General features: G+C 39.2%; 15 protein-coding genes and 1 tRNA gene. 9 read left to right on the top strand and 7 right to left on the bottom strand.

What is annotated here, in order from left to right; all coding sequences use genetic code 11:
* On the bottom strand, positions 1 to 3,950 hold a 3,950-nt coding region (locus H5120_RS19010), incomplete at its 3' end, for a retention module-containing protein (RefSeq protein WP_182675770.1).
* Between the two features lie 239 nt (positions 3,951 to 4,189).
* Between H5120_RS19010 and H5120_RS19015 the strand changes: the two genes are divergently transcribed.
* The 4 genes from H5120_RS19015 (at position 4,190) to H5120_RS19030 (ending at position 10,441) form a co-directional block, all read left to right on the top strand.
* The gene (locus tag H5120_RS19015) at positions 4,190 to 6,166 is read left to right on the top strand and encodes a TolC family outer membrane protein (protein WP_182672498.1); all 1,977 of its coding nucleotides are present in this window, start codon (positions 4,190 to 4,192) and stop codon (positions 6,164 to 6,166) included.
* Positions 6,167 to 6,273: 107 nt separating this feature from the next.
* Complete coding sequence (locus H5120_RS19020) at positions 6,274 to 8,412, top strand: type I secretion system permease/ATPase (RefSeq protein ID WP_182675771.1); 2,139 nt, start codon at positions 6,274 to 6,276, stop codon at positions 8,410 to 8,412.
* On the top strand, positions 8,409 to 9,830 hold the full coding sequence (locus tag H5120_RS19025) for an HlyD family type I secretion periplasmic adaptor subunit (protein ID WP_182672500.1): 1,422 nt from the start codon (positions 8,409 to 8,411) through the stop codon (positions 9,828 to 9,830). Before H5120_RS19020 ends, H5120_RS19025 begins: the two co-directional genes overlap by 4 nt.
* 23 nt (positions 9,831 to 9,853) lie before the next feature.
* Positions 9,854 to 10,441, top strand: coding sequence for a response regulator transcription factor (locus H5120_RS19030; RefSeq protein WP_182675772.1), 588 nt, complete (start codon positions 9,854 to 9,856; stop codon positions 10,439 to 10,441).
* A gap of 22 nt (positions 10,442 to 10,463) precedes the next feature.
* On the opposite strand, the gene H5120_RS19035 is transcribed toward H5120_RS19030, so the two are convergent.
* From H5120_RS19035 to H5120_RS19045, 3 genes are all read right to left on the bottom strand, one after another.
* Positions 10,464 to 12,419, bottom strand: a complete 1,956-nt coding sequence (locus H5120_RS19035; protein ID WP_182675773.1) for a LapD/MoxY N-terminal periplasmic domain-containing protein — start codon at positions 12,417 to 12,419, stop codon at positions 10,464 to 10,466.
* Positions 12,419 to 13,126: a transglutaminase-like cysteine peptidase gene (locus tag H5120_RS19040; protein ID WP_182675774.1), complete on the bottom strand. Its 708-nt coding sequence runs from the start codon at positions 13,124 to 13,126 to the stop codon at positions 12,419 to 12,421. Before H5120_RS19040 ends, H5120_RS19035 begins: the two co-directional genes overlap by 1 nt.
* Positions 13,127 to 13,268: 142 nt before the next feature.
* A complete protein-coding gene (locus H5120_RS19045) occupies positions 13,269 to 13,727 on the bottom strand; it encodes an LPP20 family lipoprotein (RefSeq protein ID WP_182675775.1) in 459 nt (152 codons plus the stop codon).
* 140 nt (positions 13,728 to 13,867) lie between these two features.
* Between H5120_RS19045 and H5120_RS19050 the strand changes: the two genes are divergently transcribed.
* Positions 13,868 to 15,061, top strand: a complete 1,194-nt coding sequence (locus tag H5120_RS19050; protein WP_182675776.1) for a flagellar assembly protein FlgT — start codon at positions 13,868 to 13,870, stop codon at positions 15,059 to 15,061.
* Here the strand turns inward: H5120_RS19050 and H5120_RS19055 are convergent.
* Entirely contained in the window at positions 15,058 to 15,957 is a 900-nt protein-coding gene (locus H5120_RS19055) for a LysR substrate-binding domain-containing protein (RefSeq protein ID WP_182675777.1), read from the bottom strand. The genes H5120_RS19050 and H5120_RS19055 overlap by 4 nt on opposite strands.
* Positions 15,958 to 16,069: 112 nt before the next feature.
* Between H5120_RS19055 and H5120_RS19060 the strand changes: the two genes are divergently transcribed.
* From H5120_RS19060 to H5120_RS19075, 4 genes are all read left to right on the top strand, one after another.
* On the top strand, positions 16,070 to 16,798 hold the full coding sequence (locus tag H5120_RS19060) for a glutathione peroxidase (protein ID WP_002961336.1): 729 nt from the start codon (positions 16,070 to 16,072) through the stop codon (positions 16,796 to 16,798).
* 81 nt (positions 16,799 to 16,879) lie between these two features.
* Positions 16,880 to 18,328, top strand: a complete 1,449-nt coding sequence (locus H5120_RS19065; RefSeq protein ID WP_182675778.1) for a dihydrolipoyl dehydrogenase — start codon at positions 16,880 to 16,882, stop codon at positions 18,326 to 18,328.
* A gap of 145 nt (positions 18,329 to 18,473) precedes the next feature.
* Entirely contained in the window at positions 18,474 to 19,406 is a 933-nt protein-coding gene (locus H5120_RS19070) for an exopolyphosphatase (RefSeq protein ID WP_182675779.1), read from the top strand.
* A 121-nt stretch (positions 19,407 to 19,527) separates the two neighbouring features.
* Complete coding sequence (locus H5120_RS19075) at positions 19,528 to 20,121, top strand: DUF4303 domain-containing protein (protein ID WP_024598731.1); 594 nt, start codon at positions 19,528 to 19,530, stop codon at positions 20,119 to 20,121.
* A gap of 77 nt (positions 20,122 to 20,198) precedes the next feature.
* Here H5120_RS19075 and H5120_RS19080 read toward each other — a convergent pair.
* Together H5120_RS19080 and H5120_RS19085 are read right to left on the bottom strand one after the other, a co-directional pair.
* A tRNA-Arg gene (locus tag H5120_RS19080) sits at positions 20,199 to 20,273 on the bottom strand.
* Positions 20,274 to 20,345: 72 nt separating this feature from the next.
* Positions 20,346 to 21,014, bottom strand: a complete 669-nt coding sequence (locus H5120_RS19085; protein WP_182675780.1) for a FlgO family outer membrane protein — start codon at positions 21,012 to 21,014, stop codon at positions 20,346 to 20,348.
* Between the last annotated feature and the right edge of the window lie 4 nt (positions 21,015 to 21,018).

The following is a 21,018-nucleotide window of genomic DNA, read 5'->3' on the forward strand; positions in this document are numbered from 1 at the left end:
GTTGGCGCGGCAGTATCGACTTCGCCTGTTGTTGTTGCGGTAGTTTCATTACCTGCAGTATCGGTAACTGATACTTCAACAGTAAATTCGCCTTCACTTAATTCGTTAGGTACATCAACACTAAAAGTGCCATCGGCTTGTACTTCTGTGGTTATGCTTTGTGGGTTACCTGCTTCATCCGTAACTATAATAGTAACAACCGTGCCTTCTGGTTCGCCCGTTGCGGTGCCTGAAATAGTTGGTGTTGTATCGTTACTATCCGCCAGTGCATCAATCGTAATATTTGGTGCGGTATTATCAATAGTTCCCTGTGCAGAAGCTTCACTTTGGTTACCTGCTTCATCACTCACGATTGCATTAACACTAAAGTCACCTTCAACTAACTCATTAGTAGTATCGGCTGTCCAGCTACCATCAGCTAGCGTTTGTGTTGTAATTGTTTGTGTATTACCACCAGCATCTGTAACGATTAACGTAACAGTTGTTCCGGCTGGTACATTTTGTACAGAACCTGAAATTGTTGGAGTAGTATCGGCGCTATCTGGGATTGTATTAATTGCTATAATTGGAGCTGATAAATCAATTGTTCCACTAACAGTATCGCTTGCTTCATTACCCGCAGCGTCTGTTACTGTTGCTGTAATTGTAAAATCGCCTTCAGCAACAGCTTGAGTTGCACCTACTTGCCAAGTTCCATCTTCTGACACAACCGCCGTCAATGTTTGAGACTCACCATTTGCATCAGTAACTAAAACACTAACAAGGCTACCCGGTGCTACATCACTCGTTGTTCCGCTAAATGTAGGCGTTGTATCGTTTGAATCAGCAAAGTCATTTATTGCAACTAAAGGAGGGGTGGTATCAACTGAGCCTAATTGTGAATCTTGAGCTGCGTTACCCGCATTATCAGATACATTAGCTGTTACTGTAAAATCCCCCTCACTTAAAGCAGTTGGAATCTCAATACTCCAAGTACCATCAGCACTTATAGTAGTCACTAACTGTTGCTCTGCTCCTAGACTATCGGTAACAATTAAAGTTACTTCACTACCCGATGCTAATCCTTGGGTAGAGCCTGTAAGAGTAGGTGTTGTATCGTTTGTATCTGCGATATTGTTAATAGTTACACTTGGTGCAGTTAAATCAACCGTACCTGTAACAGTTGCAGTACTGCTATTACCAGCAGTATCACTAACACTCGCTGTTACTGTGAAATCTCCTTCACTGAGATCTGCAATAATATCCGCTGTATATGTACCATCGGCATTTGTAATTGTTGTGAGTGTTTGTTCATTGCCTTCGCTGTCAGTTATTACTAAGGTAACTTCTGTTCCTGCTGGTACATCAATTACGTTGCCACTTACTGATGGGGTTACATCATTCGTATCCTCAATAGGATTAATCGTGATTGCAGGATCTGTTAAATCAATTTCTCCTGTTTCACTTGCAGAAGCTGTATTACCCGCAGCATCAGTTACAGTTGCAACCACACTAAACTGGCCTTCAACTAATTCATTACTTGCCTCAACTGACCAGCTTCCGTCAGCACCAGTAACTACTTGCACGGTTTCTGCTACGCCATCGCTTCCTGTAAATGTAACGGTTACTTCCGCACCAGGCTCTACGTCTTGGGTAGAGCCGCTAATTGTTGGTGTTGTATCGTTAGTATCAATAATAAAATTAATGCTTACAGTTAAATCAACATTACCTACTGCACTTGCTTGCGCCTCATTGCCCGAGTCATCTATAACCGCTGCAACTACAGTAAAGTCGCCCTCAGGCAGAGGGTTTGTTACTTGTGCAGACCACGAACCATCTTCTTGCGTCACTGCTAGTAATGTAAATGTGCTGCCATCGCTTGCAGTAATAGTTAAAGTGATGGTTGTACCTGCAGGCACATTACCGGTGTTACCACTTAAAAATGGAGTGGTATCGTTAGTATTAGCAATTGCATCGATTTGAATTGAGATAGGAGCAAACGTTATTTCGCCGTTTGTTTGCGCAGATGCCTCATTACCCGCAGCATCTGATACTGACGCAGTTGCGGTAAATTCACCACCTGGCAAGATTTCATTAGCATCAACACTCCATGTGCCATCTTCATTTAATAAAGTAGTTAAAGTTTGTACGTTACCGTTAATATCGGTTACTAATACTGTAATAACAGAGCCCGCAGGAGCGTCTTCCACCCTACCTACAAATGTTGGTGTAGTATCGTTAGTATCAGCAATTGCAGTAACGGTAATATCAGGGTTTGTTAAATCAACAACACCTTGGTTATTTGCTTGGGCTTGATTACCTGCAGCATCACTTACACTTGCATCAACCTCAAACTGCCCTTCAGCCAATGGCGTAGTTACGTCGATAGACCAATCCCCATCAGCGTTAGTTTGGGTTAATAATGTTTGAGTTTGACCATCAAAATCGGTAATAACCACACTAATAATAGAGCCTGCAGGTACATCTTGCGCGTTACCTGTAATCGTTGGCGTGGTGTCTTGAGTGTCGTTAATATTATTAATTTGTACCGAAGGCGCCGTTAAATCAATTACTCCTGAATCACTTGCTAATGCTAAGTTTCCTACACTGTCGCTTACTTGTGCATCAACAGTAAAATCACCTTCAGGTAAAGGAGTCCCTACTTCTACACTCCAGCTTCCATCGGCTTGGGTAACTGCAGTTAATGTTTGTATTTGTCCTGCACTATCTGTAACAGTAATTGTTACTTGAGTGCCCTCAGGAACACCATTTGTTGTTCCAACAAGTGGTGGTGTTGAGTTATTTGTTTCATCAGTTACATTTACGGTGATTACCGGAGCAGTTAAATCTACATTCGCTAAAGCTTGGTCTATAGCTTGATTTCCAGCTGCATCAATCGCAACAGCGCTTACGTTAAACTCCCCTTCAGATAAAGGTGAGGTGGTAGTAATTACCCAATTTCCTTGAGCATCAACCTGAGTAACTATTGTTTGTACCGTACCTGCACTATCCGTTAACGTGACTGATACATTATCCCCAGTATTCAAACCAGATACTGTCCCTGTCACTGTCACTGTTTGCGAAGCAGAATCAGCAACAGGATCAATAGCAATAAGTGGAGGTGTTGTATCAACCTCAATTGAAATAGTGTCGTTTATAGGATTACCAACAGGATCCGTCGCTTCAACAACAACCGTTACAGGGCCATCAGCAATTGGTGTTGGTAGGGTTATTTCAAAGGTACCATCAGGGCCAATTACAACACTAACTACTTGAGAGTTTCCATCAACATCAGTTACCGTTACATTAACCGTTTCGCCGATTAAGTTTTCGCTCGTACCGGTGATTGTGGGTTGTGATGAGTTAGTAATACCTAGCTCATTAAGTGAAATAGAAGCAGTAGTTGAATCAGGCACGATACCATCAGAGGTATCTCTTAAGTTAAAAGCTTCAGTAGCGCCTTGATCAAAAGATGAATCAAAAGTAACACTACTAGGGTCAACACTTTCAGAAATTCGGGTTAGCTGTACAAACGAACTGCCTCCATCTGCACCCGCAGCGTTACCCCCACCAGCGGCTGTTGCCTCTAAATTATCTAAAATGTCCCCATCACCTTCTAACGCATCTAAAAAATCTGTTACATCAGAATTAGCCGCTGTTGATGGGTCTTGCTCTGCCCCTAAATCAAAGCTTGCAATTGCTTCATCTAAACTTTCATCAAAAACAGTTGTTTCGCTAGAGTCTCTGGCTTCTTTCGCTAATAAGTCTGGTGTTATTTTTACCTTTTGATTGGCGGGTATAGATAAGGTTTCACCTTGCACATCAATTTGTAGAGACGATTTAATAGCAGTAACAACTAAATCACCCACGGTGATAGTGTCACCAACATTTAATGCTCTTATTGACCCATCATCCAGCACAACACCTGCCGAACCTTGAATATCAATAACTACCAGTTGATTTGCTTCCATTTTGGTACCCTCAAACTTTTTAAAATAACAATCTAATAAGTTAAAGGTAGGACAAAAAAGCCACATAGATACTGTACTCAAGTACAGGTTTAAAAGAAAAATTCAAAAATAAAAAATCAACAAAAAAGTGGTAGAAATTTTTTTTTATGCTAACCAAAACGATTACTTGCAAAAATGGTATTCCTTTACTAAATACTTAAGGGAGCATTTTCGGTCTTAACAGGATCTAAGAGGAAGAAATGATTACAAAAAACACTTTTAAGAAACATCAAGAGACTATGTTAATCGGACTAACGATTACTGCCGCAACTCTACTAAACTATGTGCATGCAAATGAACAATCAGCAATGCCACTTACCTATGTCTCAAGTAAAGCGATTGAAAACAATCCTGAAGTACAAGAAGCATGGCATGCTTTTAAATCTTCGATTTATGGAGTAGATGCTGCCCGCTCAGGTTATTTACCAAGTGTTGATGTATCAGCAAGCGCGGGCTATGAAAGAAGAAATTACGGTGTTGAAGAAGAATATAACCGTAATACAGCCGAGTTAAGTGTTACTCAAATGCTTTACGACGGTTTTAGAACCTCGAATACTGTTGATCGCTTTAAACGCATTCAACTCATTAGGTACTTTGAGCTTATTTCTCAAACAGAACAAACAGCACTTGAAGCCTCAATAGCCCTGCTCGACGTACAAAAATTTAAAGAGTTAGTACAACTTGCAGAAGCAAATTTACAAGAGCACGAGTCTGTATATCAACAAATAGAACAAAGTGTAGGAGCTGGTGTAGCGCGCGCTGCCGATCTAGAACAAATTAGTGGGCGCTTATCTTTAGCACAATCTAACGTATTAACGGAGTACTCAAATTTACATGATGTAAGCGCTCGCTACTTAAGGGTTGTAGGAGAGCTTCCTATGAACGATATAAAGCAAGCTGACCTTGATGAAAAAAATATACCAATTTCAGTTAATCAAGCGCTAGACGTCGCTTACAAGAATAGCCCTTCATTTTACGCCTCTTTGTATAATATTGAAGCACAAAAAGCGAACGCAAAAGCACAAAAAGCAGCGTTTCATCCTAACGTAGATTTATCTGCCCGCTACGGTAGCCAAGATAGAGATGAACTTGGTCAAAATGAAACCAGAACAGAAGCGCGAGTCGGCATCGATATTAGCTATAATTTATATAATGGTGGTCTTGATAATGCTAATTTAGAACAAGCCTATCAGGATATAAACATTGCAAAGTATCAACGCGATCAGTCTTGTATTGATATTCGTCAGAGTCTGCAAATTGCTTATTACAACGTCACTATATTAGAGCAAAAGTTACCGGCGCTTGATCAACACCGCGAATCATCAACTAAAGTTAAAATTGCATATAAGGATCAATTCGATATAGGCCAACGAACTCTACTAGACGTACTTGATGCCGAAAACGAATCATTTCAATCAACACGTTCATACATAGTGGCGCTTTACGACCGTCAATCAGCTATTTTAACTATGCTAAAAGAAATGGGGAAATTACTGCCAGCACTTAACGTGATGTCAGATAAATACCCTACATTAAAAGAGCTAACTGACGACCCTATTGTTCATAACGCACAAAATATCTGTCCGAGTTACGATGTAGCAACCACTTTTAGCCGCAAGGCATTTCTTCAAAAAAAAGCTAAGCAAGATAATGCATACATGAGTGTAACGGCTATGCCAAGGTACTTAGATATACCGCTGGAAACCGACACGACAGCAAGCAGCTTTACCGATGATGATGGTGACGGCGTACCAAATGAGCAAGACACTTGCCCAAGCACACCTTTGAGTACAAATGTAGATTTATCTGGTTGCACAATTTATAGCGCATCAACCTCGAATATAGAAATTGGTATTCCTTTTTCTGCTGACTCAAGCGATGTAAGGTCTCAATATATTCAAGAAATTAGTCGGCTTGCAGATTTTTTAAAAGAGAACCCAACTAAACAGGTTGAAATACAAGGTCATGCCTCTTTAGATGGAGACCGTAAATATAACCGTAAACTATCAGAAAAACGTGCGTTTGCCGTAGCTGAAATTCTGATTAAGCAATTCGATGTAGAACCTAAACGTGTTAAATCGTTCGGGTATGGCATCGATCAACCACGTGTAAACGAAATATCAGTAAGAGCAAATGCTGCGAATCGACGTATCGAAGCTGTAATTACCGATATCTAAGTCAATTAACGTTATGTAAATAACCTAAACTCGGCATGAAATATTTAAGTCGAGTTTAGGTTTACTAGTAACAATCCTATGCAGTTCTACATAACATTGGATGGTGTATGGAATTAAACGATGTACTTGATCATGGTGGCATCCTCGTTGACTGCCTAGCAGTTTTATGTCGTCATCATGGTAAAGAGTTTTCAAGAGAAGCACTATTAAATGGACTTCCTCTAACTGATAGAAATCTTACTCCATCAGGTTTTTCGCGCGCAGCAAAGCGCATTGGCTTTAAATCAAAAGTAGTTAATAAGCCACTACAAAAAATTAATACAGCACTGCTACCTGCCATCTTAATTTTAAAAGATAACCAAGCCTGTGTTATTAATTCTATTGATTACGATAAACAGTTGGTGAGTGTAATTTACCCAGAACTTACAGAATCAGTTATCGAACAAAGCATTGATGAGTTAGCTGCTAGCAGTGTAGGTTTAGTTATTTATGCTCAACCAGAGTTTGCATTTGATGAGCGAACACCTGTACTTGAAAAACTATCAAAAGACGGATGGTTTTGGGGAGTAATTAAAGAATGCCGCTCACTTTATAAAGACGTAATTATTTCGGCTGTTGCTTTGGGCTTTTTATCGGTTGCTATGCCTTTATTTGTAATGAACGTATATGACCGCGTAGTGCCCAACCACGCAACAGAAACCTTATGGGTACTTGCCATTGGCATTTTAATAGCACTCACTGCTGACTTTGTTTTGCGCTTAGTAAGAGGCTACTTTGTAGAGCTTGCTGCCAGCAGAATAGATGTCAAAGTATCGGCTGTAATAATGGAGCGGGTATTAGGTATGAAACTAAAAAACCGCCCATCGTCCGCAGGCTCCTTTGCTAGCAACATTCAATCATTTGAAGCTGTACGTAACTTTTTTAGCTCCATAACACTTGTCGCATTAGTCGACTTGCCATTCGTAGTTTTGTATTTAATTGTTATTGCCATTATTGGCGTACCTCTAAGTTTACCTATTATCGCGGGCGCACTTATATTATTAGCTTACGCTATAGCCGCACACCGCAAACTTGAAGCTCTTTCAGAACAAACAATGAAAGCAAGCTCAATGCGAAATGCTGTACTAGTCGAAAGCTTAACCAATATTGAAGATGTAAAAAGCTTTCACTCAGAGTGTAAAACACAGTCTGTATGGGAAAAGTCGACCATTTACATTGCACAAGTAAACGCACATAGCCGACTCGTTTCTAGCTCTATATCAAATACAGCATCATGGATACAGCAATGCGTAGGCGTAATAATAATGATAATAGGCGTACACCTCGTTATTGAAGGTGAGCTAACTCAAGGCGGGTTAATTGCAGCCTATCTATTATCGTCTCGTGCTATGGGCCCAATCGGGCAGTCGGCCGCTGTTTTAGCACAATATCATCATGCCGCAATAGCAATGCAATCACTGAACGAGATTATGGAAAAAGAGGTCGAGCGTCCACCTGGTAAGCATTGGTTAAGCCACACTATTTTGAAAGGCGATATAGAATTTAAAGATGTATGTTTTAAATACTCTGACGAATCTCATAATGCGCTCAACGGCGTTAGTTTTAAAATTAAAGCCGGTGAAAAAGTCGCCATTTTAGGACGTAATGGCTCAGGTAAAAGTACATTAGAAAAGCTTATTTTAGGACTATACGAACCCTGTTCAGGATCAATTTTGATGGACAATAATGATATACATCAAATTGACCCAGCTGAGCTTCGTCATAATATTGGCTACCTACCACAAACCGTTGCTCTGTTTTATGGAACCTTGAAAGACAATCTCACCATGAGTGCTTGGCATGCCAAAGACGAGCAAATTATTGAAGCCTGTGAGCGAAGCCAATTATTTGATTTAATTAATTCGCACCCAGACGGATTTGATTTACAAGTAGGCGAGCAAGGTCGTCAATTATCAGGTGGGCAGCGCCAAGCTGTAGGTATGGCAAGAGCCATAATTAACGACCCTCCAATACTATTACTAGATGAGCCAACCTCATCACTAGATCATAATAGTGAAAGTAAAATTATTAATAATTTAAAGGGTTATTCTAAAGATAAAACCTTAATCGTGGTGACTCACCGCTCATCATTACTTGAGCTTGTTGACCGAATTATAGTTTTAGATAACGGAAAAGTAGTTGCTGATGGACCAAAACAAAAAGTAATTGCAGCGTTAAATAATAAGACAGTGGAGCAAGCCTCATGAGTGACAATAAAAAACCACTTGAACAGCGCTCCTTTGAATCTGTTAGCAGAGCAATAGAAGCAAGAAAACAAGGCAAGCCATCAATATTTAATAAACTATTTAAAGGATGGATTTCTCCGCCTAACAGCCAAGACTGGGTAGTCGATGCGCAGTGGGAAAAAATGCAACAGGAGCCAGCAAGCGCTAGGTTATTGCTCTATTTAATTTGTTTAACGTTTATATGCCTTATTGTGTGGTCTGGTTTTGCTAATTTAGATGAAGTTGCTCGTGGTGAGGGGCGAGTTATTCCCTCCAATAAATTACAGCTTATTCAATCTTATGATGGTGGTATGGTCGAAAAAATAAATGTAAAAGAGGGGCAAATAGTAAATGAGGGTGATGTACTCATTAAAATAGACCCTACCCGCTTTATTTCTAGCTTTAGAGAAAACCAATCCAAAGTTGAGTCGTTAAGCGCAAAAGTAGCGAGGCTCAGAGCACTCACTCAAAAAAAGGAGCTCGTATTTAGCGAGTCTGTTATTAAAAATGCGCCTAGAGTTGTGCAACATGAACGTTCTCTTTATTTGAGTAACAGCCAAGAATTAGAGCAACAAGTAAGTATTCACAAACGCCAACTAGAGCAGCGACACCAAGATTACATTGAAGCCAAAGCGGCACTTGAACAGCATACGAGCGCGCTGCGCTTAACAAACAGAGAGCTTAAAGTGACCCGTCCATTGTTACGCACCGGTGCCATTTCGGATATAGATATTATTCGTTTAGAGCGTCAAATAGTTGATTTAAACGGCGAGATAAACAGAACCAAGGCAGTTATAAATAGGAGTCTTTCGGCCATTAACGAAGCTAAAAATAAGGTAACCGAAGTTGAGCTCGTTATGATTAACCGCTGGAACAATGAACTCTCCGAAGCGCTACTGCGACTAGATTCAATTAAAGAAACTGAATCAGGCTTAGCCGATAAAGTAACTCAAACTGAAATACGTTCTCCTGTTAAAGGCACTGTACAGCGATTATTAGTTAATACTGTTGGCGGTATTTTACAGCCAGGTAGTGATGTTATGGAAATTGTCCCGCTTGACGATCAACTTGTAGTAGAGGCAAAAATCCCGCCTAAAGACATTGCATTTTTACGCCCTGGGCAATCTGCAATGATAAAATTTAGTGCCTACGACTTTGCCGTATATGGTGGCCTTGAAGCCGAAGTATTACATATTAGCGCCGATACAATTACAGATGACCGCGAGAATACCTTTTATTTGGTGCAGCTAAAAACCACCAAAAATAATTTTTCAAAAGAGCTGACTATTATTCCGGGAATGACCACTCAAGTGGATATTATTACCGGTAAAAAAACCGTACTTGAGTATATTTTAAAACCGGTTCTTAGAGCTACATCGCAAGCAATGACAGAGCGTTAAAACATTTTATAAATGGAGAAGTAATGCGCCAAAGTATTTTTATTACACAGCCTGAATTTGAATCGAAACACTGGCGAGCAGCGTTTCCTGGTTGTTTGATATGCACAAAAGAACCACACAGAGTCACGGCATCAAGTATTATTTGGGTTTTGGCCGGCACACCTAATTGGCTTGAGCTTGTTAAAAAGTATTCTCAGCAACGTTTACTGGTTATCGTTATGACCAACGAACTAGAAATAAATCAACTAAGAAGTGCGCTTGAAGCAGGTGCTAGGGGGTACGTAGAAGCACTCGCTACTAAAGTAATTATTGAACAAGTACTTGAGACAATTTGTGCTGGCGGAATATGGTTACCAGGGCAATTACTATCTAACTTAGTAGGAGCTTTATCAAATACACCGTTTAAATATGCGAGCACATGCGAGATTGATGTACTCACAAAGCGAGAACGTCAAGTAGTTGATATTGTTGTAACAGGTGCAACTAATAAGCAAGCTGCAGAATCTTTAAATATTACAGAACGCACAATTAAAGAGCATATGAGCTCTATATTTAATAAGCTAAAAGTTCGCGACCGTATTCAATTAATGTTAGTTGTAAAAGGGCATTAACCGAACCGTTAATGCCTATTACTTACTCTTTAATAACCCCATCAAAACCTAAGTTAATAAGCGTATCTATATCATCTTGGCTTGTTACACCTTGAGCCACCACTTTAATGCCAATAGAATGCGCTAACGTGCACACTCCTCGCAGAAATGTTTGGTTATCTTGGCTGTAACTAATATTGTGTCCGTAAACGCTATCAACCTTAATCATTTCAAGACCAAATTCCTGAATTTTATAAATTTTAGTAAATTCAGGGCCCACACGTTTTAATGCTACCTTAGCGCCCATACATCGAGCCTGCTCACAAAAATCTTTAAATATCTCAATTTCGCTAACGGCAATACTTTCACGAATATCAAAACAAATTTTAGAGGCTAAATCAGGAAACGCCGAAAGGTACGTAAGAATCGAAGCAAGTGCAGCATCATCAAGTAGCGTTTGAGCAGATAATTCAACCGAAATCAGTTCACTTGGTGGCTCAATACTATAATGAGCCACCAACGCCTTAATTAAACCCCAATCTAAACGCGCTAATAACTTTAATCGGTTAGCCCACTGGTAGTAGTAACTAGCACCGTATACTTGCCCACCAAGCTTTAGGCTCAACCCTAATTGATTTTGCATTACCGGCCCTGTAAAGCTCGTTACTGGGTAAGTATTTATTTCTAAATTATTATTGTTGAGTGCCTCTTCTATGGCATTTTTCCAGCTAGTTGCATTATCAAACAGCTCACTTTCTTGCTTGATTTGAGCTACTTTTGCTTGTACATCAGATTGTTTACCCGATGATTTTAAAAGTTCATCCGCACGCTTTAATACATCAAATCGCGTGTCGTCTTTTTGAATATAAGTACAGCTGTGAGGTATCGCTAGGTTAACGTTTTTATACTCTTCAACAAACGATTGATGCATCAATAAAATACGTTCACTGATTGCTTGAATATCATCAATATCACTAAATAAAACTGTAAAATCGCTGTGAGAAATACGTGCAATGTAATTTTCAGAAAAGTGTTCTTGGTTGCTCTCTAAGAAGCTAACCAACATCTGTGAAAATCGACGTAGAAAGTTAACCATTTCTACTCGTCCCACTTCCTCACTTACGCGATCGAGGTTTACAACCCTAAATAAAAACAAAGCACCATGGGCATGATCTTTCGATTTTTGTAAGTGAGCCTCAAGCGTTGCACCAAAGTATTCTCTATTTGCTAAACCAGTTAGCTCATCGTGTTGCGATTTAAATCTAAGCTCTTCTAAACGTTTATTATCTTCTTTAATAATACGGCTAAAACGGGTAGATAATTGGTTCATTGATTGCACTAATCGTGCAAACTCAAAAGTGCGAGGAACGCTCGATTTAATAAAACGTTTTTCACCAAATGCATTAGCCTGATACACAACATCATCTAGTGGTTTTAAAATCCTACTTAAAAAGTAAGCACTAACTATACAAGCAAAAAAAGCGACAATTAAAAAACTAAAAAATAGTTTAAGCGCACTTTCCCATAAGGCTTGCTCAGCATATTGACTATGGCTTTCTATAAACAAAGTACCAAACTGCTGCCAACCATTATTTACTTGCCCAACCCCTGGCTGTACATTTAATCCATACACTGCTCTAAACCACTGCGGAGCCGTCGCTTTGAGTTCATCGGTAAACGTGCGTTTAACAATCACCTCACCATTAGGGTTTTGTAGTTCTATTCGCTTATAGTGACCGGTATCAAATGTGGCTGAAACTAATAACTCAAGCTCAACGGGGTCTTTGTCTAATTGGCTGATCATTAACGCGAGTGAACTGGCATTATCTACATTTTTTAAGTACAGCTGGGTCGAAAAATAACTTTTAGCCGAATTAGTGCTAATTAAAACACTACTTATAAAGCCCACAAAAATAACAATTAATAATGCAATCCATAGCTCTTGCCTGAGTGTTATTTTTCGTTTTTTAAGATACTTAGATAAGGAAAATGATGCCATTACCACATAACTCCTTCTTTGGTTGTCTGCTCCAAAATTTTACGCCAGCGTGAAAGTCTTGCTGTTGGGCTGGCTACACTTTTGGTTGAATTATTAGCCCATAAACCTTGGCTGTTAAAGCTAAAAACAGGGCTTAAATCTACACGTTTTGCAGCAGGTAAAACCTTTGTTATTAAACTGTCTAAAATAAGTGGCTGAGCGTTTGGTGTAGCAAAATAACCTAACACCATATGCGCTTGCGTTTTGTTAGTGCCCGCAATTTTTGCTTTTACATAAATAAGGCGTAACTTGTCGTCGCTCACACCTAACGCTCTTAAGCTGATATATTTTGCTATTGCGTAATCTTCACAATCACCGAGGCCTCTGCCTAATGTTTCTAAAGGGGTTGCCCAATAATCGTTTTGTTTCCATAGCAAAATATCTGTTTGGTAGCGTAAATTACGCGCAAAAAAATCATTAACAATAAGAATTTGTTGTTGCTCTGGCTTGTTTTGAGTTTGCACCAACATGCTTTGCCAGTTGCGTGCAACCGCCGCTCGCGCAGGCCCGTATTTTTGACCCATGAGCTCTATAAAGGTATTAAATTGAATAGTTAGTCGGCTTGCAAGCACACCACTGGAGAGTACAAAAAACAGAAATAGGTAGCGCAAATTGGCTTTGCACCATATAAATAATTGAGGATTTAAATGACTTGGCTTAATCGCCATTTACAGAGCCACTGTTAATATAAGTGGCAATAAAATACATCTGTTGAGCACTACGCAATCTGCTTAAAATGAATCCTAACAACAGCATAGCACTCAATATAAGAGGATGAGATATTTTGAATAACTTTTTTAATAAACGTTTTTAGTAGTACGTTACTTTTTTAACTTCGCGTGGTTTTACTTCACCTATGTATAAATCGTGCACACGCTTCATATTAAGCTCAAGCTCGGTCACGTAAGTGTCATCTACTGCGTAAGTTTTAATTATTTGTGCACCTTTAATAAGCCCCTGCACTTTACTTTCTAAGTAATCGTCTTGAGCAATTGAGCCTTCCACCGTTGTTCCTGCGGTAATCTTTTGCCCATATACTTGCTCAGTAAGCTCGCGGTAAGCTTCAAGCTTAGAAGCCTTAATGGCCATAAGTTGCTTTTGCGAAAGGTTAGTGCCTTTTTGCAAGCTAATAGGTGCATACCCTATCGCTTTTAAAACGGGGTAATTATTTGGCTCTACATATTTATATTCAACATGCTTATCAAAAACGCTGCTACAACCACCTAAGGTTAAACACCCAAGTGTAATAAGTAATGAAATTGCTCGCATAGCATTTAGCCCTTGTATAGTAATTAGCAGTACATATGCACGTTTAATGCCATTTATAGCATTACTAATAATTACCAAATAACATTGGTACAGTCCTTGCTCTACCTAGTTAATAGCTAACGTTTAATTGGAGTAAAAGTATGAAGTCGTTTTTATCATTGGCATTTGCAGGGTTAAGTGCAACGGCATTATTAACCTTCTCCCCTTTTACTAAAGCGCAGTGGTATGAATCAACGGGCCATGCGAACGTCCAAAATGGTGATACAAGCGCGGCTAAATCTGCCGCTATAAAAGATGCGATTACACAGGCGTTAGTGTTCTCTGGCGCACGGGTTAGCTCGGTGCAAACCTTGGTAGATGGCGTGTTAATGCAAGATCAGCTAAAAATTAGCAGCCACGGCGAAATTCAAAAAATTGAACTGGTCAGCGAAAATAAATACGACAATAAATTTGCGATTACATTACGACTCGATATTTTTTCTCAAACAGAGCAATGTCCACAAAATAGTTTTAATAAGTTTGTGGCCGTTACACAAAGCCAACTTGTTCATCGTGAACACGCCAAAATGGGTCAAATATTTGACGTAAGCAAAGCGATTAGCAAAAATATTTTTACTTCCCTGCAAAAATCAAAAATGAGCGCAGTGCCTATTGCTTACTATAATAATGCAATAAGCGTTGATAAGTACTTTTCGCAGCAGCACGACTATTCAAATGCCCAATTAGAAGAAATATCTTCGCGCAGTAACGCTCAATATGTATTACTTAGCCAAATAACGAGCCTTTCAACGAGCGACAAACTCAATAACGATTATGCATTTTGGCAAGACGAGGCGTATGAGCGCAGTTACAACATTGAATTTGTATTATTTGATGGCACTACCTATGAGCAACTTTGGCAAAATAGTTACCATACTCAAGCAATTTGGCCATTTGAAAAAACAACCATAGTTGACGTCAATAGTGATAGGTTTTGGCAATCGCCTTATGGGCAAAGCATAACTGATATCAACCAAGCAGTAAGTTATGACATTCAAGCAGCCATGGCGTGTTTGCCAACTCAAGGCAAAATAATGCACATGGAAAATAGCAAAATCGTTATTAATTTAGGTAAAGCTCATGGGTTAAAAAAAGGCCAGATGCTAAGCATTGCACACCATAACTATTTAACCGACGCGGCAGGTAATGTTATGCCGCACACCATCACCACGCTTAATAAAATTCGCGTTGAGCAGCTTTATCAGCAAACCGCAGTAGCCGTTAGTATTGACAGTAAACCGCTACCTGGCGTACAAATTAACGATGTAGTAGAAATAATCAGCCAAGATCTTTAGAGTTTTTTACTCAATTTAGCTTTTAAATTAGGGTGAGCCGATAACCACTCGCCCAATTGTTCTACTCCAGATAAATGCGGATAATGCTTTCTGCATGCAAACACCACATTACGCTGCTGATTAGGGAATATAGGCAAGTAATCAATCCCTACACGGTCGGTACATGCCAGTTTTGGTACAAATGTAATACCGTCATCCATGGCCACTAACGCTAATAATGTTTCTAAACTATTACCTTTATACTGGTTAGATACATCGACTCCCGCAGAAAAACAAAACTTTTGGGCTTGATCTTTAAAGCAATGACCATCACTTAACATTAGTAGGCTGCATCCTTGAAGGTCGTTCAACGCCACTTTTTTATGCTTAGAAAGCGCGTTATCTTGTGATACCGCCACTAAAAAATCTTCTTTGTATAAAGCAACCGTATGGTAATTAATAAGCTCTGGCACATCGACTAAAATAGCAAAGTCGAGTTCGCCATTATTTAAAGCTTCTAAAATTGTTGCTGTTTGCATCTCAATAAACGAAAACTGACTATCAATAAATGCCGCTTTCATTGATGTTAATAACGCAGGCAACAAGTAAGGCGCAATGGTAGGAATAATACCAATAGTTAATTTACCTTGTAGAGGCTCATTAGAAGTAGCAGCAAGTTCTTTGAGTATTTGCGTTTGTTCTAAAATAATCTCTATTTGCGTCAACAAACGTTCACCTTTTGCTGTTAACGTAACTTGTTTAGTTGAGCGGTCAAATAAAGTAACGCCAAGCTCATGTTCGAGTTTTTTTACTTGGCCACTTAATGTAGGCTGACTTACAAAACATGCATCGGCAGCTTTTCGAAAGTGCTTGTATTGCGCTATTGCTTTTACATATTCAAAATCTTTTAAGTTCATATTCAGCTCCACATGATAGTTTATAACTATCAGTTTAATACAAACAAACGATTGGAACTATATTTAATTATTCACCATAATGGCTATCAACAAATCAAGAGGAACAAAAACTATGTTAAACAATATCGAAGGTCAAACAGTCCCAAGTGTTACATTTGCAACTCGTCAAAATAACGAATGGAAATCAGTAACAACAGATGAAATTTTTAAAGGTAAAACGGTTGTAGTGTTTTCACTACCTGGTGCATTCACACCAACATGTTCATCAACTCACTTACCACGTTACAACGAATTAGCGGGCGTACTTAAGCAAAATGGCGTTGACGAAATTGTATGTTTATCAGTAAACGATACCTTTGTAATGAACGCATGGGCTGAACATCAAGAAGCGCAAAACATTACTTTATTACCAGATGGCAACGGCGAATTTACTGACGGTATGGGCATGTTAGTAGACAAAAACGACCTAGGCTTTGGTAAGCGCAGCTGGAGATACTCTATGCTGGTTAAAGATGGCGTAATTGACAAAATGTTCATCGAACCAGATTTACCAGGTGACCCGTTTGAAGTATCTGACGCAGACACAATGCTTGATTACATCAACCCTAAGCAAGCTAAACCAGAACCAGTAAGCATCTTTACTAAACCTGGCTGTCCTTTTTGTAAAAAAGCAAAAGAGCTTCTTGCAGAAAAAGGCTTCGCATATGAAGAGATTGTTATGGGTGCAGGCGCATCACTAACAAGTCTAAAAGCTGTATCTGGTCGTGACACTGTTCCACAAATATTCATTGGTGGTAAACACATCGGTGGTTCAGACGACTTAGAAAAATACTTTGCTTAATTAAGTAAAAAATAGCAGGGGCGTACGCGCCCCTCTATATCAATCTCATCGCTTAGATTGAAAATAATAAAGGATACCACTATGAAAGAATTGCAAACCGATGTTGTTGTTATAGGCGCAGGCACTGCTGGTTTAAGTGCTTATCGTAATGCTAAACAGTTCACACAAAACGTATTAATGATCGAGTCAGGCCCATACGGCACAACATGTGCTCGTGTTGGTTGTATGCCAAGCAAATTATTAATTGCCGCAGCTGAGGCAGCTCACTCAATTGAAATGGCACCTGCATTTGGTGTACACAGCTCAAAACCTGTAATTGATGGCAAAGCAGTAATGGCGCGTGTTAAAAGTGAACGAGATCGCTTTGCAGGATTCGTAGTAGAAGCCGTAGATGAGCTACCTGATGTTGATAAAATTCGTGGTTACGCTAAATTTTTAGACACAAACCGCGTACAAATAGACGACCATACAATTATTACAGCAAAACGCTTTGTAATTGCCACCGGTTCACGCCCTTCATACCCTGGCGTATTTAATAACTTTGGCGACAAACTTATTATAAACGACGACGTATTTGATTGGGATGACCTACCAGAATCAGTCGCTGTATTTGGCCCTGGTGTAATAGGTCTTGAAATTGGCCAAGCACTTAGCCGACTAGGCGTAAATGTAAAACTATTTGGTGTAGGCGGCGCAATTGGCCCACTTACAGATCCAGTAGTAAAAGACTACGCGAATACTGTTTTTGCTGAAGAATTTTTTGTAGATACCGACTCAAACGTATCTGACATGATGCAAGTTGGCGACAAAGCACAGCTAACTTACACCGACAAACAAGGTGAAAAACACACCGAACAGTTTGACTACGTACTTGCAGCCACAGGCCGAGTACCTAACGTAGATAAACTAGGCCTTGAAAACACCGGCATTGAACTTGATGAACGCGGCGTACCGCACGCAGACACACATACAATGCAATGTGGTGAGTCAAACATATTTATAGCAGGCGATGCGAGTAATATGCTACCACTGCTACACGAAGCGTCTGACCAAGGCGCTATTGCAGGTCAAAATGCAGGGCGCTTCCCAGATGTACGTATAGGTCTGCGCAGAGCAAAAATTGCAGCTGTATTTAGCGACCCACAAATAGCAATGGTAGGCGAAAGCTACCATCAAATTACTGACCGATTAGGCCCATGCGGTTGTTTTGAAGTCGGCGAAGTCAGCTTTGAAAACCAAGGCCGTAGCCGAGTAATGCTTAAAAACAAAGGTCATATGCGTGTATATGCAGAGCAAGGTACAGGCTTATTTTTAGGTGCAGAATTTATTGGCCCACAAGCCGAACACATTGCTCACTTACTAGCATGGGCTGTACAGAACAAAATGACCGTACCTGAAATGCTTGATATGCCATTTTACCACCCAGTAATTGAAGAAGGGCTACGTACCGCCCTTCGCGACTTAAACGCCAAACTTAAGTTTGGCCCAGATATTGTAAATTCATGTATGGAATGTGGCCCAGGCGCATAACCAATTTACTACACATACAAACTTGCTAAGTAAAAGCCAAAACTAACGTTTTGGCTTTTTTTTATAATTTTTTTAAGCTGACCTCTCAAAAAAAATTTTAGCTGTTACACTTAATTGATAATTCAATTAAAAAAATGGAATAGCTATGCCCAATAATAAATTTAGACTAGTCACTCGCAGCGATTTTGATGGCTTAGTTTGTGCCGTATTGCTCAAAGACTTAGACCTAATTGACGATATTTTATTTGTTCATCCAAAAGACATGCAAGATGGCAAAATAGACATTACCGAAAACGACATTACGACCAACCTCCCCTACGTTGCAGGCTGTCATATAGCATTCGATCATCACCTTAGCGAAACCGTTCGCAACTCAAGCGACATAAAAAACCATATTATTGACCCAAAAGCCCCATCAGCAGCTCGCGTAGTTTATGACTATTATGGCGGCGCTGAAAAACTTCCAAATATTTCTGTTGAAATGATGGACGCGGTAGACAAAGGCGATGCTGCTCAGTTTTCAAAAGACGAAATATTAAACCCAACCGATTGGGTATTAATGAACTTTATTATGGATGCGCGAACTGGTCTTGGCCGTTTTCGCGAGTTTAAAATTTCAAATTACCAATTAATGATGAAACTGATTGATGCGTGTAAAGATCAGAGCATCGAAGAAATCCTACAAATGGAAGACGTAGCCGAACGTGTTGCTTTATATAACGAGCATAACGAAAAAGCCAAAGAGCAAATTTCTCAATGCGCTACCGTTCATAAAAACTTAGTAGTCCTTGATTTAACTCAGGAAGAAACAATTTACGCCACAAACCGATTTGTTATTTATGCCATGTACCCCGACTGCAATATCTCGATTCATAAAATGTGGGGCCTTAAAAAGCAAAATGTAGTGTATGCCATAGGTAAATCAATAACTAACCGCAGCTCAAGCACCAATGTTGGCGAACTGTGCCTTAAATACGGCGGTGGTGGTCATTTAAATGCAGGTACTTGCCAAGTAGAAACAAGTCAATCTGAAGCCGTGCTTAGTGAATTAATTGATACAATTACAAGTGATGGTTAATATTAACTTACAATAACCAGAGTTATATAATAGCTCTGGTTATTTTATTTTAGTATGGTGAGTTTTAATCACTCACTTTTTCCATATAAATTTCTGTAATAATAAAAGAAATAATGAACTCATGTTAGATACTAAAAACTTCGAAAAAACACTTTATCAAGATACCAAAAAAGCATTTAAAAACATTATACAAAAATACGGTAACGATCTTTATGTAATGGGCTTTTACCACACAGGTAGCTACTCACTACTGCCAATGTTTAATACTTTATCAGATTTAAAAAAAGTATTTGAAGCAGAGTACAACAACGATGTAAGTAGCTTTTACATGGCTAAATGGAATCCAGAAGACTACCCGATGCTTGAGGATTATTCCGAATACTTTGATGAAACAACTCTAGAGTGCCAAAAACTAGAAGACAGCATTGATTTGTTTCAATCAGATATAGAAGCAATGGATAATTGGCATCAATGGCTTACGACAATGGAAAAAGTGCTCATACAATTAGATGCCGAAGGAATATTTTCAAATGGTATTGAACGCGAAAAAATCACTTTAGCAATACTCGCCTATGATGAAGAAGAAAGCATTCAATTTAAAAGAATCAAACGACTTAACCCACCAACTGTTCTAGCACAAATTCAAGCCGACTTTGAAGCCATGGTTTCAGAGCGTGAAAAATGTGAGCAAGAAGCTTTAAACGCCTTTAATTAAAAAGTGCAGCACTACTACATATACGCTATACACAAAGTATAAGGAAGGGAAGTTAAAATATAACTCATTGATTTAATTGGTAGCCCCTGCAGGAATCGAACCTGCAACTGCCCCTTAGGAGGGGGCCGTTATATCCATTTAACTAAGAGGCCACAAATAAGCTGTGTGCTTAGAGGTGTGAATTATAACGGCATCTGGTTTTTTATATCAAGCGACAACTGAACTTAATTGCTTGATAAGTATATATCTTCTTTATTTAGTACATAAATTGGGATTAGTTTTCGACTACTCGCGACAATTTTTTTTGTATGCGCGTTAATTACACGTGTATTTACAACAACAGCATCATTGCGATAAATTAATGTACCCGCTAATACATGGCTCGCCATATGCTCTTCGCTAAGCTTTTCAATATCGCGCGAAAAAGCAAAATCACCACGGCTATTTACATCTATTGTTTGGGTTGTTTTAAAATCAACCACGCCATAACCAAACTTTTGTAACTGATGAATTAACGTTTCAGAAATTTGATTACCCAATTGATTACTTTTAGTAAGCGATGAATCAAGATCGACCAAAGTAGTAACAGCAATATTAATATTGGTGTCGGTATCACTTTCAAATTCAAGCGTATCAACCAAATCAAGCGCCATTTGCTCTACATAGTTCACAAGTGTTTTATGGTGCTGAAGTGGTGTAAATTGATTGCCGTTAGCATCGTCTTGAGTTGATTTTTGCTCGGCTATCTTAAGTATACTTGCTAGGTCATAATTTACTTGTGTGGTTGAAGACGTATTAATTTCAGCACTTTCACTATTTTGAGTAAAGGCACAACCAGTTAAATTAGCTAAAGCAAAAAAAACGATAAAGCGGTTAAATAATTTACTATACATAATT

The organism is Pseudoalteromonas sp. SR43-2 (assembly GCF_014163885.1).
In the GTDB taxonomy this organism is placed as follows: Bacteria; Pseudomonadota; Gammaproteobacteria; order Enterobacterales; family Alteromonadaceae; genus Pseudoalteromonas; species Pseudoalteromonas distincta.

Bases quoted from the DNA above. Each gene is read 5' to 3' on its own strand.
- H5120_RS19040 (WP_182675774.1), bottom strand. From the start codon at position 13,126: ATGGCGATTAAGCCAAGTCATTTAAATCCTCAATTATTTATATGGTGC.
- H5120_RS19070 (WP_182675779.1), top strand. From the start codon at position 18,474: ATGCCCAATAATAAATTTAGACTAGTCACTCGCAGCGATTTTGATGGC.
- H5120_RS19025 (WP_182672500.1), top strand. From the start codon at position 8,409: ATGAGTGACAATAAAAAACCACTTGAACAGCGCTCCTTTGAATCTGTT.
- H5120_RS19055 (WP_182675777.1), bottom strand. From the start codon at position 15,957: ATGAACTTAAAAGATTTTGAATATGTAAAAGCAATAGCGCAATACAAG.
- H5120_RS19060 (WP_002961336.1), top strand. From the start codon at position 16,070: ATGTTAAACAATATCGAAGGTCAAACAGTCCCAAGTGTTACATTTGCA.
- H5120_RS19045 (WP_182675775.1), bottom strand. From the start codon at position 13,727: ATGCGAGCAATTTCATTACTTATTACACTTGGGTGTTTAACCTTAGGT.
- H5120_RS19035 (WP_182675773.1), bottom strand. From the start codon at position 12,419: ATGGCATCATTTTCCTTATCTAAGTATCTTAAAAAACGAAAAATAACA.
- H5120_RS19030 (WP_182675772.1), top strand. From the start codon at position 9,854: ATGCGCCAAAGTATTTTTATTACACAGCCTGAATTTGAATCGAAACAC.
- H5120_RS19075 (WP_024598731.1), top strand. From the start codon at position 19,528: ATGTTAGATACTAAAAACTTCGAAAAAACACTTTATCAAGATACCAAA.
- H5120_RS19020 (WP_182675771.1), top strand. From the start codon at position 6,274: ATGGAATTAAACGATGTACTTGATCATGGTGGCATCCTCGTTGACTGC.
- H5120_RS19065 (WP_182675778.1), top strand. From the start codon at position 16,880: ATGAAAGAATTGCAAACCGATGTTGTTGTTATAGGCGCAGGCACTGCT.
- H5120_RS19085 (WP_182675780.1), bottom strand. From the start codon at position 21,014: ATGTATAGTAAATTATTTAACCGCTTTATCGTTTTTTTTGCTTTAGCT.
- H5120_RS19015 (WP_182672498.1), top strand. From the start codon at position 4,190: ATGATTACAAAAAACACTTTTAAGAAACATCAAGAGACTATGTTAATC.
- H5120_RS19050 (WP_182675776.1), top strand. From the start codon at position 13,868: ATGAAGTCGTTTTTATCATTGGCATTTGCAGGGTTAAGTGCAACGGCA.